Origin of the sequence: Collinsella sp. SGI.241 (assembly GCF_050312955.1) — a bacterium.
Lineage (GTDB): Bacteria > Actinomycetota > Coriobacteriia > Coriobacteriales > Coriobacteriaceae > Collinsella.
Genome location: NZ_JBNPKM010000012.1, coordinates 28,066 through 43,267, shown reverse-complemented (window position 1 = coordinate 43,267; position 15,202 = coordinate 28,066). Strand labels below are relative to the sequence as shown.

Annotated in this window: 16 protein-coding genes; 8 read left to right on the top strand and 8 right to left on the bottom strand. The window is 58.4% G+C overall.

What is annotated here, in order from left to right:
* Positions 1-141 precede the first annotated feature (141 nt).
* A complete protein-coding gene (locus ACQQ92_RS06530; RefSeq protein ID WP_427796088.1) occupies positions 142-1,524 on the top strand; it encodes an MATE family efflux transporter in 1,383 nt (460 codons plus the stop codon).
* 27 nt (positions 1,525-1,551) lie between these two features.
* Here the strand turns inward: ACQQ92_RS06530 and ACQQ92_RS06525 are convergent, their stop codons facing one another.
* Positions 1,552-1,782: a hypothetical protein gene (locus ACQQ92_RS06525; RefSeq protein WP_427796087.1), complete on the bottom strand. Its 231-nt coding sequence runs from the start codon at positions 1,780-1,782 to the stop codon at positions 1,552-1,554.
* Positions 1,783-1,856: 74 nt separating this feature from the next.
* On the opposite strand from ACQQ92_RS06525, the gene ACQQ92_RS06520 reads away from it, so the two are divergent.
* Positions 1,857-2,582, top strand: a complete 726-nt coding sequence (locus ACQQ92_RS06520) for a uracil-DNA glycosylase (RefSeq protein ID WP_427796086.1) — start codon at positions 1,857-1,859, stop codon at positions 2,580-2,582.
* A gap of 50 nt (positions 2,583-2,632) precedes the next feature.
* Here the strand turns inward: ACQQ92_RS06520 and ACQQ92_RS06515 are convergent, their stop codons facing one another.
* The 3 genes from ACQQ92_RS06515 to ACQQ92_RS06505 form a co-directional block, all read right to left on the bottom strand.
* The gene (locus ACQQ92_RS06515) at positions 2,633-3,313 is read right to left on the bottom strand and encodes an SDR family NAD(P)-dependent oxidoreductase (RefSeq protein ID WP_427747520.1); all 681 of its coding nucleotides are present in this window, start codon (positions 3,311-3,313) and stop codon (positions 2,633-2,635) included.
* Positions 3,314-3,322: 9 nt separating this feature from the next.
* Positions 3,323-4,045, bottom strand: coding sequence for a VUT family protein (locus ACQQ92_RS06510; RefSeq protein WP_427728338.1), 723 nt, complete (start codon positions 4,043-4,045; stop codon positions 3,323-3,325).
* Positions 4,046-4,201: 156 nt separating this feature from the next.
* The gene (locus tag ACQQ92_RS06505; RefSeq protein ID WP_427719358.1) at positions 4,202-5,815 is read right to left on the bottom strand and encodes a peptide chain release factor 3; all 1,614 of its coding nucleotides are present in this window, start codon (positions 5,813-5,815) and stop codon (positions 4,202-4,204) included.
* A gap of 471 nt (positions 5,816-6,286) precedes the next feature.
* Here ACQQ92_RS06505 and ACQQ92_RS06500 point away from each other — a divergent pair, with 471 nt between their 5' ends.
* The 5 genes from ACQQ92_RS06500 (at position 6,287) to ACQQ92_RS06480 (ending at position 10,589) form a co-directional block, all read left to right on the top strand.
* Positions 6,287-6,667: a GntR family transcriptional regulator gene (locus tag ACQQ92_RS06500; protein ID WP_427796085.1), complete on the top strand. Its 381-nt coding sequence runs from the start codon at positions 6,287-6,289 to the stop codon at positions 6,665-6,667.
* 23 nt (positions 6,668-6,690) lie between these two features.
* The gene (locus ACQQ92_RS06495) at positions 6,691-7,572 is read left to right on the top strand and encodes an ABC transporter ATP-binding protein (RefSeq protein WP_427796084.1); all 882 of its coding nucleotides are present in this window, start codon (positions 6,691-6,693) and stop codon (positions 7,570-7,572) included.
* Complete coding sequence (locus tag ACQQ92_RS06490) at positions 7,569-8,267, top strand: ABC-2 transporter permease (protein WP_427796083.1); 699 nt, start codon at positions 7,569-7,571, stop codon at positions 8,265-8,267. Before ACQQ92_RS06495 ends, ACQQ92_RS06490 begins: the two co-directional genes overlap by 4 nt.
* 450 nt (positions 8,268-8,717) lie before the next feature.
* Positions 8,718-9,593, top strand: a complete 876-nt coding sequence (locus tag ACQQ92_RS06485) for an EamA family transporter (protein WP_427796082.1) — start codon at positions 8,718-8,720, stop codon at positions 9,591-9,593.
* A 330-nt stretch (positions 9,594-9,923) separates the two neighbouring features.
* On the top strand, positions 9,924-10,589 hold the full coding sequence (locus ACQQ92_RS06480; RefSeq protein WP_427796081.1) for an SAM-dependent methyltransferase: 666 nt from the start codon (positions 9,924-9,926) through the stop codon (positions 10,587-10,589).
* An 83-nt stretch (positions 10,590-10,672) separates the two neighbouring features.
* Here the strand turns inward: ACQQ92_RS06480 and ACQQ92_RS06475 are convergent, their stop codons facing one another.
* From ACQQ92_RS06475 to ACQQ92_RS06465, 3 genes are all read right to left on the bottom strand, one after another.
* Positions 10,673-11,977: a chloride channel protein gene (locus tag ACQQ92_RS06475; RefSeq protein WP_427796080.1), complete on the bottom strand. Its 1,305-nt coding sequence runs from the start codon at positions 11,975-11,977 to the stop codon at positions 10,673-10,675.
* 125 nt (positions 11,978-12,102) lie between these two features.
* Positions 12,103-12,636: a TIGR00730 family Rossman fold protein gene (locus tag ACQQ92_RS06470; protein WP_427719368.1), complete on the bottom strand. Its 534-nt coding sequence runs from the start codon at positions 12,634-12,636 to the stop codon at positions 12,103-12,105.
* Positions 12,637-12,672: 36 nt separating this feature from the next.
* The gene (locus ACQQ92_RS06465) at positions 12,673-13,098 is read right to left on the bottom strand and encodes a potassium channel family protein (protein WP_427728359.1); all 426 of its coding nucleotides are present in this window, start codon (positions 13,096-13,098) and stop codon (positions 12,673-12,675) included.
* Positions 13,099-13,355: 257 nt separating this feature from the next.
* On the opposite strand from ACQQ92_RS06465, the gene ACQQ92_RS06460 reads away from it, so the two are divergent.
* The gene (locus ACQQ92_RS06460) at positions 13,356-13,835 is read left to right on the top strand and encodes a pyridoxamine 5'-phosphate oxidase family protein (RefSeq protein WP_154516961.1); all 480 of its coding nucleotides are present in this window, start codon (positions 13,356-13,358) and stop codon (positions 13,833-13,835) included.
* Between the two features lie 96 nt (positions 13,836-13,931).
* Here the strand turns inward: ACQQ92_RS06460 and ACQQ92_RS06455 are convergent, their stop codons facing one another.
* Positions 13,932-15,143 carry a MalY/PatB family protein gene (locus ACQQ92_RS06455; RefSeq protein WP_427796079.1) on the bottom strand — a complete coding sequence of 404 codons (1,212 nt, stop codon included), beginning with the start codon at positions 15,141-15,143 and terminating at the stop codon, positions 13,932-13,934.
* Between the last annotated feature and the right edge of the window lie 59 nt (positions 15,144-15,202).

The following is a 15,202-nucleotide window of genomic DNA, read 5'->3' as shown; positions in this document are numbered from 1 at the left end:
TGTCGCACGCCTTCCCCACCTAGTCATTGGGGGCGTTCTTGAATGACTAGTCGTTTAAGAACGCCCCCAATGACTAGGTGATTAGGAGTATCATCGTCTGCGCAAATAAGCACGAAATAGCACGTTAGAGATTGAGAGCGTATGGCTGATACCGCATCTAAGCACATCGACATGACCACCGGCTCACTGTGGCGCAATATCCCCCTGTTCGCCTTGCCCGTGGCCGCCACGAGCATCTTGGAGCAGCTGTCAAACCTCATCGCCACGGTCATTATCGGTAACTTCTCGGGCGACCAGGGAACCCTCGCCATGGCGGCAGTCGGCTCCAATGTTCCGCTTACCAGCCTTATGCTCAACCTGTTTATTGGCATGTCGCTTGGCTCCAACGTGGTCATCGCCAACGCTATCGGCCGCAACGATCAGAATATGGTCAAACGCGCCGTCCATACCTCGATTTTAATGGCGCTCGTGGGCTTTGTCGTCATCGCTCTGGGCGAGATTTTTGCCGAGCCCATGCTCGCCGCGCTCAACGTTCCCGCCGAGACCATGCCGCTCGCTTCGCTCTATCTACGCGTCTTTTTGCTCAGCATGCCCTCAATCTTGCTCTACAACTTTGAGGCCGCGATCTTCCGCTCCGTCGGCATCACCCGCATGCCGCTGCAAGCGCTTGCCGTGTCCACCGCCCTCAACATTGGCCTGGACCTCATCTTTGTCCCCGTACTCCACTGGGGCGTCGCGGGTGTCGCCATCGCCACCGTCATCGCCTACACCGTCAGCGCCGCTACACTCTTTATCCGCCTGCTCAAGACCGACTCCGTCGTCCGCGTCACCCCGCGCGACCTTGCTATCGACCCCGTCGCCCTCAAGCGCATCGTCAAGATCGGCCTGCCCGCCGGCATCCAAAGCGCCGTCTTTGCCGTCGCCAACATCATCATCCAGTCCGCCATCAACAGCCTGGGCACCGAGGTCATGGCGGCCTCGAGCGCCGCCGTGAGCCTGGAGTGCGTGTGCTACAACCTGCTCAACAGCTTTAGCCAGGCTTGCACCACCTTTGTGGGACAAAACCACGGTGCCTGTCAGATCGACCGCTGCACCAAGACCCTTAAGGTCTGCCTGGTCGAAGGCGGTGTCGTCGCGCTCATCACGATTATTGTTATTGTCGGCCTGGGGCGCGAGATCCTGTCGTTGTTCAACAGCGATCCCAACATCGTCTCAATCGGCTATATCCGCGTGTGCTCTATCTTCCCTGCGTACGCCTTTATCATGTTGTACGAGAACATGTCCGGCTACCTGCGCGGCTTTGGCATCTCGCTCATGCCCGCCCTTATCACCATGATCTGCGTCTGCGGCATCCGCTTCTATTGGGTATTCTGCGTGTTCCCGCACTTCCGCACCTTTGCGAACATCATGATGGTCTACCCCATCAGCCTGGGCACCACGGCGTTCTTTATGGTCGTGGCGGTACTACTCTGCCACCCGGCACGCACCCATCGCGCCACCCAAGCCAAAGCGACAGCCTGCTAAACACCGCACTCAACGCCACGCCAGTCATTAATTGACGATATGCGAGCTCATGTAGTCGATAAAGCGCCTCGTGGCAATAGGCATGGTGTCCCAGCTGAGCCAGGCCGCCACTACGTCACGTGAGGGAGCGTGCACGATGGGACGTACGCGAATATCGGCCCGCATGCCCTCGACGGTACGGCGATACAGCATGCTCACGTCCAGGCCCTCCTCCAGCATCGCCATAATGGTGTAGGCGGCGGTGGACTCGCCCCTCATACAGCCGCGGCATAAAGGCAACCGGTGCGCCTTTACAATAGATGCCAACATAGCATTTGCCATAAAGGAGCTCCATGGACACCGCAACTCGCGACCGCAACATAGCAACTTGGTTGGACGATGCGCCGCAGCCGGTACGTGACACTACGAACCAGCTGCTCGAGCGCATCGCCCTTTTGCGTGCCGAGCAGACCATCTACCCGGCACAAGACGACATCCTCAATGCCCTCGCCTACACGCCGGCCGACCAGGTCAAAGTTGTCATCTTGGGCCAAGATCCCTATCACGGGCCCAACCAGGCCATGGGGTTATCGTTTTCGGTCCCCGCGACGCAAACCAAGTTGCCGCCAAGCCTGCGCAACATCTATAAGGAACTCAAAGCCGATCTGAGTTGTTCCATTCCCGCCACGGGAGATCTGACGCCATGGGCACAACAGGGCGTCCTGCTCCTCAACACTACGCTCACCGTGCGCGAGCATGCCGCGAACTCACACGCCAAGCTGGGCTGGAGTACGCTCACCGACTACGTTATCGAACGCTGCTGCCAGCTACCCCAACCGGTAGTCTTTTTGGCATGGGGCCGCTTTGCCCAGCAGATGGTTGAGGGCAAGCTCGCCGCAATCGGCGCGGGCAAAACAACCGGCAAGTTCTGCCTTGCCTCCACGCACCCCTCGCCGCTTTCGGCCAACCGCGCCACGGCAGAACTCCCCGCTTTTATGGGGTCGCGACCCTTCTCGGCAGCCAATCGGCTACTCGAACAGCACGGCTCGACCCCCGTCAACTGGACTTGTCTCGGCTAAAAATCGATACATCAAAAATACGCCCGACGGCTTTCCATCGGGCGCGTTTCCTATTCGGGCCAAATAAATTGTGTGCGGCCGGCCTCGCCGCCATCAATGAGCAGGCTCTGCCCGGTCATAAACCGGTTGGTCACGCCCACAAAGTAGATCCACTCGGCGATCTCTTGGGCGGTTGCCCAGCGTTTAAGCGGTGTAAGCTCCATAATCTGGTTCCACAGGTGTTCGTCTTCCATCACGCAACGGTTGAGCGGCGTGATAACGCCACCCGGGTCCACACTGTTGGCGATGGCCTGCGGTGCCAGGCGGTTTGCAAGGTTCTTGGTGTAGGCGATAACGCCGCCCTTGCTGGCAGCATAGGCGGGAAACTCCGATCCCGTATGCCCGCTCGCCGACCCCACATTGACCACGGATTTGATAGCGGGCGCCGGCTTGGCAGCAAGCCCCTCCCCCACAAAGGCGTAGCGCTCGGTCACGTTGATGGTGCCACACAGGTTGGCGGCGATATCGTCGACCGAATCCTGCGTACCCGCAACGTTCACGATCACTTGGGGTTCAAGGTCGCCTGGAAACGAGCCCGGCTCGCGGACATCAACAATCAGATGGCGGTAGCGCTCGTGTTCGATCACCGCCGGCAGCAGATCAAAGCCCACGACCTCGTGGCCCTCGTCCAAAAAGCGCCGCACGCACGCGGCTCCGATACCGCCCGAAGCGCCCGTAATCAAAACCCGCATACTTGCTCCTTAGGCGGTTGCGTGACGCTCAAGGTACTCGGCGCCCACATTCTCACGCTCCCAGCCGCGCACGACCTTGTAGCCCACGGGGCTCAGGAAGACCTCGCACAGCAGCTCGGCGACAGCGCCGGTCAGCGAGCACATAAGGACCTGCACCCAGGTCCAACCAAAGAACGTGTGGCTCACTACAATGGCAAAGACCAGGTTGTCGATAAACTGGCCAACACCCGTGGACACATAGGAGCGGAAGGCGAAGCTCGCAAAGTTATTCTTTTTGAGCATACGGCCGAGCGACTGGTTGAGCGTGGAGTTAACCACGGCAGAAACGAACATTGCCAGCGAAGAGCCCAGCACCACGTACCAGGTGCCGCCGATGGTGGCGTTAAGGGCGGTGTTGACCTCGATCATGCCCGTGTCGTAGTAGGCGCCCCACATACCGGGTGTGAGCGAGCACGCCCAAAAGCACAGGCTCACGGCAAGGTTGACCGCCAGTGCGAGGATAGAGATTTTGATGGATGCCTTGGCGCCAAAGCGCTTGCAGATCATGTCCTGGCACAAAAACGAGACCCAGCTCACCACAAAGCCGCAATCGAGTGCCAGATACGGCAGGCTGATGAGCTCTTTGTTGGCCAGCAGGTTCATCATGATGACGCTCACGAAAAACAGCGAAACCGTTGCCGCGGGAATGCTCCGCAACAGGACCTTGTAGTCCTCCATGACCTTCTTGATCATTATGTACTCCTTTGGTTTTAGGTTTAACGAGCAGGATATCGGACCCGAACTGCTCGGACGCCCCGGTCTTGAGGCGACGGTGGGCATGATAGCCGCTCATGCGGCATCAGGCAAGCAGGCAGCGCGGCAGCCCCACAGGGCCACCGCGCCGATGCGTTAAAAGACTACGTTGCCAAACTCCGACAGGATAAGGTCGGGGTTGTGGTCGGTTGCCCAATCCACGTTCCACGGGCTCGTAAACAGCAACAGCTTGCCACCGCGCATGTCCTCGACGCGCAGCGTGTCGCGCGTGAGCGAAAGGCCCGGGATATCGATGGTGTCGGGGTCGTTCTGGATCCAGCGAATGTCCGTATAGGGCAGCGGCTGGCGACGAACCTCAACACGGTACTCGGCCTTGAGGCGGCGCTCGAGCACCTCAAACTGTAGCACGCCGACCACGCCCACGATGACGCTCTCCATGCCGGCACCCAGCTCGCGGAAGATCTGGATGGCGCCCTCCTGGGCAAGCTCCTCCATGCCCTTGACGAACTGCTTGCGCTTGAGCGTGTCGACCTGCGTAATGCGAGCGAACATCTCGGGGGCAAACGTCGGAATCTGCGGATACTGCACATGGCGCTTGCCGGAGCACACGGTGTCGCCGACGCTAAAGATACCCGGGTCGAACAGGCCCACGATATCGCCCGCGTACGCCTCGTCCACGATGGCGCGGTCGTCGGCCATCATCGACGTGCCCGTGGCAAGCTTAAGCTTGCGGTTGCCCTGCACGTGGAAGGCATCCATGCCGCGCTCGAACTTACCCGAGCAAATGCGCACAAAGGCGATGCGGTCGCGGTGGTTCTTGTCCATGTTGGCCTGGATCTTAAACACAAAGCCGCTAAAGTCGTCGCGGCAGGGATCGACCGGTTCACTGGTAAGCGTATCGGTATAGGCACGCGGCGTCGGGGCCAGACGCAGGAACTCCTTAAGGAAGGGTTCCACGCCAAAGTTGGTAAGCGCCGAGCCAAAGAACGCCGGGCTCAGCTTGCCGCAGGCCACGGCATCCAAGTCAAGCTCGTCGCCGGCGCCATCGAGCAACTCGATGTCGTCCATCAGGTTCTTATGGTTCTCCTCGCCGATGAGCTCATCCATAGAAGAATCGCCCAGCTCGGCCTCGACCTCGGCGACCTTCTTGGTGGCGTTGGCGTGACCGTCGCCCTCAAAGGCAATGACGCGACGGGTCTGACGATCGAACACGCCGCGGAAATTGCGGCCGCTGCCGATCGGCCAGTTCATGGGATACGTATTGATGCCCAGGACATTCTCGATCTCTTCCATGAGCTCAAACGGATCGCGAGCCTCGTGGTCGAGCTTGTTCACAAAGGTGAAGATGGGAATGTGGCGCAGCGTACAGACCTTAAAGAGCTTCTTGGTCTGGGCCTCGACGCCCTTGGCGCCGTCGATGACCATGACTGCGGCGTCAGCGGCCATAAGGGTACGGTAGGTATCCTCCGAAAAGTCCTGGTGACCGGGGGTATCGAGGATGTTGACGCAGGCACCGTTGTAAGTGAACTGCAGCACCGAGGAGGTGACGGAAATGCCGCGCTCCTTCTCGATGTCCATCCAGTCCGAGACGGCATGCTTGGCCGAGCTCTTGCCCTTGACCGAGCCGGCGGTCTGGATGCTGCCGGTATAGAGCAGCAGCTTCTCGGTAAGCGTGGTCTTACCGGCATCCGGGTGGCTGATGATCGCGAATGTGCGGCGCGACGAGATTTCATCCGACAGGCTTGCCATGCGGATCCTTTCTTGCATTGAATGCATTACGTCGTTGTAACCGCACTATTGTAGCCGCGAAATCTCACTCTAGGGCACCTATCAGGACAAATTCATCAGTTGGGGCCTGTGTAGCAGTCGATGACGGCACTCCGCAGCAGTTTGTCTCGATCTGTAACATCTAGACGGTTTTTGAACCTCTACCTGTTACAGATTTAGACAAACAGGTGGGCGTCCCAGAAAGATCTCGATCTGTAACATCTAGCAGCCAAAAACTTCTCCAGTTGTTACAGATTGAGACAACCAGGTGGGGCCCACCAGCAAAATCTCAATCTGTAACAGGTAGCCGTCCAAATCGGTTCCAGATGTTACAGATTGAGATGAATGAACGAGCGGACAATCCTTATTTGCCTCTTGCATAACTGTGCATAGTGTATATATACTGTGCTTACCGGTTATATACACGTGTAGCCCAACAGCTAAGGAGCCGCTGTGGACATCATCCTATCCAATTCGAGCGACAACCCCATCTACGAGCAGATAACCTCGCAAGTCAAAGCTCAGATCTTATCGGGCACGCTCGCTGCGGGAGCCAAACTCCCCAGCATCCGTGCACTCGCGAGCGACCTGGGTGTGAGCGTCATCACCACCAAGCGCGCCTACGCCGACCTAGAGCAACTCGGGTTTATCTGCACCGTGCAGGGCAAGGGCTGTTTTGTCGCCGAGGGCAACCAGGAGCTCTTGCGCGAAAACCAACTCTGCCATATCGAAGACCTGCTTGCGAAAGCGGCAAGCCAAGCCGAAGCCTTGGGCGTCACGCGCGGCAAACTGCACGAAATGCTCGACCTGGTAGCCCCCGAAACCATGCAGTAGCCATCTGCAAGAAAGGCTATACCATGCAAAACTTGCTTGAACTCAAAGGCATCTCACGCGCTGTAAGCGACCGCTTTTCACTACGCGATGTCACGCTCGCCGTGGAGCCCGGCCAGATTGTTGGCTTTGTGGGAGCAAACGGCGCCGGCAAGACAACGACCATTCGCGCCGCTCTCGGGCTTATAAAGCTCGATGCCGGCGAGGTGCACCTGTTTGGGCAGTGCTGTGGCGCCGACGTACCCGGTGAAGTGCAGCGCTGCTTGCGCACCCGTATCGGCCTCGTGCTGGACACATGCCCCTTCCCTTCCACACTCAAGGTGACCGAAGTTGAGGCACTCGTAAGCCCGGCGTACCCCACCTGGAGCCACGACACCTTCGCCAGCCTCATCGACCGATTTGGCTTGGATCCCAAGGCGAAGGTCAAGGACCTCTCCCGCGGCATGGGCATGAAGCTGCAGCTTGCCTGTGCGCTCAGCCACAAGGCCAAGCTGCTCGTTTTGGACGAAGCCACCGCGGGTCTTGATCCCATGGCACGCGAGGAGCTGCTCGATGAGCTGCTTGCCTTTGTCGCCGACGGCCAGCGCAGCGTGCTGCTCTCGAGTCACATTACGTCCGACCTCGATCGCGCTGCCGACCGCATCATTTGCATCGATAACGGCTCGATTGTGTTTGACCTGCCGCGCGAGGACATTACCGACCGCGCCGGCATCGCCCACTGTACCCAAGCGCAGGCCGCCGAGCTTATGGCTTGCGTCGAAGGCGCCCGTGCCGCCCACCACGCTTATAGCGTGGACGTGCTCGTGCCCAACCGTCGCGAAACGCTCGAGGCCTTCCCCGAGATTCCCTGCGATCGGGCAACCATTGGCGATTATCTACGCCTCACGCTGAAAGGGGCTTCGAAATGAAACGCGCCTTTATGTCCGAGCTCGCCATCGTTCGCACGCTTGTCCCAAGCATAGCGGGCGTCGGCCTGTTCATATTCGTTGTGCTGACCCTCGCCAACACGTCAGGTGGCGACTCCGGCATGAGTGCCGGCGCCTGCGCGCTCAGCGCCATGTCGCCTATCATGGTCATGAGCTCGCTGGCAGGCTTCGACAATCAAAACGGATGGGAGCGTTATCGGGCAACGCTGCCCCTCTCGCGCAAAGACATCATCTGCGCACGCTACCTGAGCATCGTTGTCTTCTCGGCCGTCATGACGTGCGCCGCCACGCTTTTGAGTATCGTCGCCATCCCGCTCTTCAACAGCGCGGGCATTCCTTCGACGGGACAGGCGGTCTTTGAAATCGCAATCGCCTCGGCAGCATCGATGCTCATCTCCCTCATGATGGTGTTTTTGGCGCAGCCGCTGTTCTTTCGATTTGGACACATGGAGGCGCTGCGCCTATCCGTTGGCCTGTTTGCCCTGCTCGGATGCCTTGCCATGGCCACGTTGAGCTCATCCAACCCCATCAGCAACTGGCTTATGTCGATTGCCGGGGCGAATCCCGATCCCACCGTCCTTGGCTGTCTGTGTGCAGGAACTGCAGTACTGGCGCTCGCACTATGTGTAATCAGCTGCGCTGTCAGCACCAAGGTTTATCGAGTACGCGATCTGTAATCGACGGCTAAAAAAGCTTAGGTGGTACCCCGCTTATTTTTTCAATGAAACGAGGCGGCATAGCGTCACCACCGCCCTTCACAGCAGGCCGTCTAGTTCTTGGCAACCAAAAAGACACCGTCAGCATATCGAAGGTGAATACTTTTCCGAGAAGTGAACGAGTAAAAACAGTGCCCTGTAGCATCGACATTTTTAAGGACTCAATTCCTGCGGTTTTTGTCTAAGAATCCTGCAGTTTTGTTCGAAAAAAGTGTGCATGTTCCAGGGGTCCAGATTTACTCGTTCACTTCGCGGAAAACCATTCACCTTCGATTCGAGCCTTAACCAAATGCCCTCTCGAACTATGGCCCCTATCTCACCACAGCGATATCAAAGCTTCATGGCGGGACGGTATCATCGGACGAGCGCCGTAAATCTGGCGCGGTCGTTCTTTGGGGAGGCATTTCACCCGTGTCGTGGGTCGCAGCAGCATTTGTGTCGGCTTTCTTTGCCGGCGTCACATCAGTCCTGGCCAAATGCGGCATCAAGCAGACCGACTCCGATGTCGCGACGGCCATTCGCACCTGCGTGGTGCTCGTTTTCGCCTGGGCAATGGCGGGCATTTCTGGATCCATTGGAACCATCGGCAGCATCGAGCCCAGATCTTGGCTCTTTCTCGTCCTCTCGGGACTCGCTACCGGTGCTTCGTGGATCTGTTACTTTAAGGCGTTGGGCATCGGAGACGTCAATAAGGTCGTACCGGTCGACAAGATGAGCACCGTACTCGCTGCACTGATCGCCATCGTGCTTTTTGGCGAGACGAGCAACCTTGCGGTTAAGCTCGTGGGAACCGCTGTCATCACCCTCGGCACGTTTTTAATGATCGAGAAGAAGCAGTCTGCCGGACCCGAGCGGCAGCAAGACCGGACCTGGCTCGCTTACGCCCTCGGCGCCGCCGTGTTCGCGGCGCTCACGTCCATCCTTGCCAAGGTTGGCATCGAAGGCGTCGAGTCCAACCTGGCCACGGCAATCCGTACCTGTGTGGTACTGGTTATGGCATGGGCAATCGTGGCAGCTAAAGGCAAGATGGGCCAAGCCGTGCACGTAGACCGCTACGAACTCGTATTTCTCGCGGCATCGGGCATTGCGACTGGCGCATCGTGGCTGCTGTGCTACTACGCCATCGCCACAGGCCAGGTGAGCGTCGTGGTGCAGATCGACAAACTATCGATTGTCGTATCGGTACTATTTGCGCGCCTGGCATTCAACGAAAAACTCTCACGGCGCAGCGCCATCGGTCTCGCCTTCATCGTCCTGGGCACCGCCGCGCTCGCGATTTGGAAATAGCGCCGATGCCAAGCGAGATCTAGACGCTCGCAAATCCGTGACAAACGGCATATCCCGGCACGCCCGTGATGTTTTACAATATAAACGTCACGGGTCTCGGCTCAGTCTCGATCATCCAAAGGTGATGTCTTTTTGGTCATTGTTCTTTAGGGAACGGTCAATCGCATAGAACCACGAAAACGGCCGTCCAACGGCCGTGGTTTGTTGCGCCGTTCCGCCTCCGTCATCTGCCATTTTTGCACCTGATAGGAAAGAACAATGCAAACCCAGGAATCTCAATCCTTCCCAAAAGCAACTAGCTTCGGCGCGACACTCGTACGCTCTAAGATTATGGGCCCCAATCCCCTCAAGCTCTGCGAAGAGCTGCTTCGCGATGTGCATATCCCCTGCGGCGTCCGCGTCTGCGACCTTGGATCGGGCACCGGTATCACCAGCGCCCTACTCGCCCGCGAATACGGGTTTGACACCTACGCCGTCGATCTGTGGAGCGACCCCGTCGAAAACCGTGCGTTCTTCGATTCGCTCGGTATCTCGCGCGACACGATTCACCCTGTTAAGGCAGACGCCTCGCAGGGGCTGCCGTTTGAGCACGACTATTTTGATGCGGTCGTAAGTATCGACTCGTACAACTACTACGGCCGTGACCCACACTATCTGGGTGAGCGCCTACTCCCCTACGTAAAGCAAGGCGGGATGCTCTACTTAAGCATCCCCGGCATGGTTTACGACTGCCACGACAACCTGCCCGTTTGCCTGCTCAAATCCTGGACACCCGAGCAGCTCGACTATATGCACGACATAGCCTGGTGGCGCGCCATGATCGAGCCGACCCCTGGCGTCGAGATTGTCTCGATGCAGCCTATGCTCTGCACGGACGAAGCATGGAAAGACTGGCTCGCCTGCGACAACGAGTACGCAGCAGGCGACCGCGCTGCCGTTGAAGCCGGCGCGCTCGAATACCTCAACACCATCGCCATTGTGCTGAGGAAGCTCTAAACATTAGCCGCGCGAGGCCGTAAACAAATGGCCTCGCACGGCTTCTTCAAAACGAGTTCTGAACAAACGCAAAGCGCAATATGCTACTTGCGCAGCGGCTTGGGCAGCGGAATGCCGGCGGCGATGGCTGCGGCGATGATCATGCAGACGATGCCCTTGAGCGGGAAGCACATGAGCAGCAGGCCCACAACCATGACAGGCTGGCGCATGACGGCGCCCATCGTCGATGCCGCGCAGACGGCAACGCAAAAGACCGGATCGGCGCCGGTGAGGATGGCAAGGCCATAGCCCAGGCTTACGCCCGAGAAGATAACCGGGAAGAAGTGACCGCCACGCCAGCCCATATTGATGAGGGCGGGGGTCAGCATGGCCTTGACCAGACCGGTCATAATAAGCACGCCGGCGGGAATGGTCAGATAGGTTTCCATGAGCACATCGGCCTGGGTCTCGCCGGCAAACATGGTGTAGGGCAGGAGCGTGCCACAGATGGCGAGCGCCAGACCGGCCATCATGGCCTTGACGACAGGACGCTCCCCTATTGCATGGGACAGCGCCTCGCTCGCGTGCTCGGAGACAAAGTACAGCCAACCGCAAACGGTGCCGAGCAACGCCAGCGGAATGAGCCAGGCAAGCTCCAGGTTGCCCACCTCGGCGGACTCGAACCTGGGCATGCCCATGCCGCCGCCCACGAGCTGGCCAAGCAACAGGTAAGTGCCCAGACCGCCGGCAATCGCAATGCCGTAGACCACGGTCTTTTGCGCCTTGGGCAGCTTGATGGTGATCTCGTTGGACGCGGACTCATCGTCGGCATCTTCGCCCTGGCCGTCGGCGCTACCGGCGAGCGGCGCCACAAAGCCAAACACAGGCGCGGTAAAGAGCGCCGTCAGGGCAGCCTGGGTACCCAGCAGCGTGAGCTCCCTAAACTCGGCGCCAAAGCGACGCATGCGGTCGCCGACCCAGCTGCACAGGCCCGCGATAACGCCGGTCAGGCCGGCCTCCGGTCCAATACTTCCGCCAAACAGCAGCGGCAGCAATGCCGCAAGCGAAAGCTTGCCCAGATTGTCGTACGGGTAGCGCCCATCTTGCTTGACCTTAGCCATCACCTGATTGAGGTTATCGGTCTTGGTGTCTGTCATCTTTTCGTACAGACCGATTAACAGGCCGCCCAGCAGGCAGACAAAAAACGGGTACGGCAGAAAGCCAAACGGGCCGCTGGCGAGCTCGGGCGAAGCGACGCCCAGTGCGTGCGGAATCTCGGTCCATAGATAGTCGATGCCGTGCTCCATCACAAAAAAGAACAGCCAGACCGCGGCACCTGCGAACGCACCGGTCACGGCAACGCTAACTAAAAACAGCGCGCGGTTTGTGGGTTTAGCGAGCTTATCCATCGGGTCCTCCCGCGGTCAAAGTCGACATAGATACGTTTTATTGTAGAGCGAGTGTGGCCCAGACGAGCCAACCGTCTGCGCTGCAAACGGAGCCACCGGGGACCACGGCGGGACAGGCTCAAGGCTTATCCGTTGATAATTGATGCGATTTCGTACAGATCCTCGGCAAAGTAAATGCCTTGCTGGCGCCGTGGGCTTGATAAACCCTTATCAATCATGTGTCCGAGCAGCGCCTTGAGGTCGTTGTAGTAACCGTCCAGGTTATACAGGATGCACGGAGCACTCAGGTGCCCCAACGACACCGCGGACATAACCTCGGCAATCTCCTCGAGCGTGCCCGTCCCACCGGGAAAGGCAATGAACGCATCGCCGAGCTCGATCATCTTTGCCTTACGCTCCGCCATATCACTCGTCACGATGAGGTCGTCGATACCGTCATGTTGAAACTCGGCCTCGATAAAAAAGCTCGGCTCCACACCCGTCACGTGCCCGCCGGCATTAAGCACGCTATCGGCGAGCGCGCCCATCAGGCCCGACTTGGATCCGCCGTACACGAGCGCGTGCCCGTTGGCGCCAATCCAGTTGCCCAGCTCCTGCACCGCAGGCAGAAACGCCGGGTCATTGCCGATACTGGCACCCAGATACACGGTGATATTCAAATTCAGTCCCCCTCATCGTGACGCGCGGCGCCCGTTTTAGCGCTGGCGCCGGCGATATTCGCGCACGCGGCGCGACAGATCGGCGAGCTCGTCACGATCGAGCTCTTCCAAATGCTCAAGATCATCCATAAAGCGCGTCATAGTGTCCTTTTGATGCATCTTGATGAGCATATTGCAGTAGCTCACCGCCACGCCCGTGAGCATGGCAATGTAAAAAATGCTGATAACGCTCAGGACGACCGTGATGACACGGGCGACCGGCGTTTCGGCCGGAATGTCGCCAAAGCCGATCGTCGATACGGTCTCAAAGCTAAACCAAAGGCCATCGCCAAACGTAAGAGTTGTTGGCTCAGAGAGCCAAACAGCCATTGAACACAGAAGATAAAAGACGAGAAAAAGGCCCGTGATGCGCACGAAACCGGCTTGACGCAACACATCGGCCAGCGTCCTCAGCTTTTTCATCGAGACCCCCTTTTTTTCAGGACAAGCAATCGCTTTTGGTCGGTATTGTCCCACGCCTCCCCCGCAAACGGAACCAGCCATCGAGAATGCCCCTAGACGACGAGTTGTGAGGGACAATCCTTCCACAACAAAAAAGTGCGTTTCAATCTGCGACAAATAGGATGTTCCCGTCGGCCTCGCAGCCTGAACTAGTATCTTGATGTAGACATACCACCCACCGCCGTGCACGCAACACGCGGAAAGAAAGGAAACCCACGATGTTTAGACCTCTTCGTAGAAAGAAGCGTGCTATCACCGATCAAGAGGCACGAGAGCTGCTTGTTAATTGCAAACGCGGCATTTTTGCCGTCAACGGAGACGACGGCTATCCTTACGCCATTCCCGTTAACTACTACTTTGACCCCGAGCACGACAAAATTTACTTTCATGGAGCCAAGGCGGGGCATAAGGTCGATGCACTCAAACGCAGCGACAAAGTCTGCTTTACCGTCTATGGCAACGATTGGTACAAAGACGACGACTGGGCACCCTATGTTCAAAGCACCGTGGTTTTCGGCCGTTGCCGCCTCGTGAACGATGACCCGGCGTTTGTCGAAGACAAAGTCCGACAGTTTGCCCTCAAGTACTATCCTTCTGCCGAAGAGGTCGAAGAGGAGATCAAGCAAAGTATCAGGGGCGTCCAGCTGTATGAAATTACGGTTGAACACCTTTGCGGCAAGCAAATTCAAGAAAAGTAGCAAACGTGGAAAACGCGCTCGCAACCCTCTGCGCCCTATGCGCCCACGCACATTGACGACACGGGCGCAATCCGCAGTACCCGAATCGTGCGACCCCTATACCCCAAAAACGTAGCGGTCTAGGCGGTCGCACGCTTCCCTTACGCGCGAAAGCGGCAGTGCCAGATTCACGCGAATGTGGCAGGGGCCATGGAACGGACGTCCATCCTGATACCCCACGCCCACACGTGCCCCCTCGTCGAGCAACCACTGAATATCGCGGCCATGCTCGCGGCACCACTCGGTGCAGTCCAGAAACACCATGTACGTGCCCTGCGGACGCGAATAGGACACGCCCTCAAAATGCTCGTCCACGTAATCGCAGAAGTACTCGATATTGTCGGCAAGCACCTGGTTGAGTTCGCCCACCCACTCGTAGCCCTGCGGTTGGTAGGCACCGATAAGCGCATGCATCGAAAGGACATTCATCTCGTTGTAATGGGTCTTGTTAGACACAGCGCACATGCGGTCGCGCAGCGTCTCGTTGTAGACAATGTGGTAGCTGCCGACCAGACCCGCCAGGTTAAACGTCTTGCTCGGCGCATAGAGGGCAACCGTGCGCATGCGGGCATCCTCGCTCACCGACTGCGTCGGGATGTGCTTGTGTCCCGGCAGAATGATATCGGACCAAATCTCGTCCGAGATCACCACGCAATCGTGCTTGCGATAAATGTCCATGGCGCGCTCGATCTCGTCGCGCTCCCATACGCGGCCGCAGGGATTGTGCGGCGAGCAGAACACTGCGGCATGGATGTGGTTTTGGGCGAGTTTGCGCTCCATATCCTCAAAGTCCATGCGCCACACGCTCTGGTCGTCGAGCTGAAGCGGGCTGTGGACAATGCGATAGCCCGCGGCCTCGATGGACTTGGTGAAGCCGATGTAGGTGGGGCTGTGGACCAACACCGCATCGCCCGGCTGGACATACGCGCGCAGCGTCGACACGACACCGCCCAGCACGCCGTTTTCGTAGCCGATATGCTCAGGCGCCAGGCCCTCGACGCCATTACGGCGGCTCTGCCATTCGATGATGCGGTCGAAGTACTCGGAACGCGGATTGAAGTAACCAAACATGGGGTGCTGGGCGCGCTGAATGATGTGCTCCTGGACTGTAGGCACCGTGGCGAAGTTCATGTCCGCCACCCACATGGGAATGCGGTCGAAGCCCTCGTCGGGTGCGTTCGGAGCCATACCGGGGATCTCACCCCAAGAGTCAACGGCGATGGAGTCCATGCCATGGCGGTCGATGATTGAAGTGAAGTCGTATTTCATGCTGAGCCCCCGTGCAGAGCGGAATGATTCGGTAAGCGTTATTGTCCACCAGCGTAGGC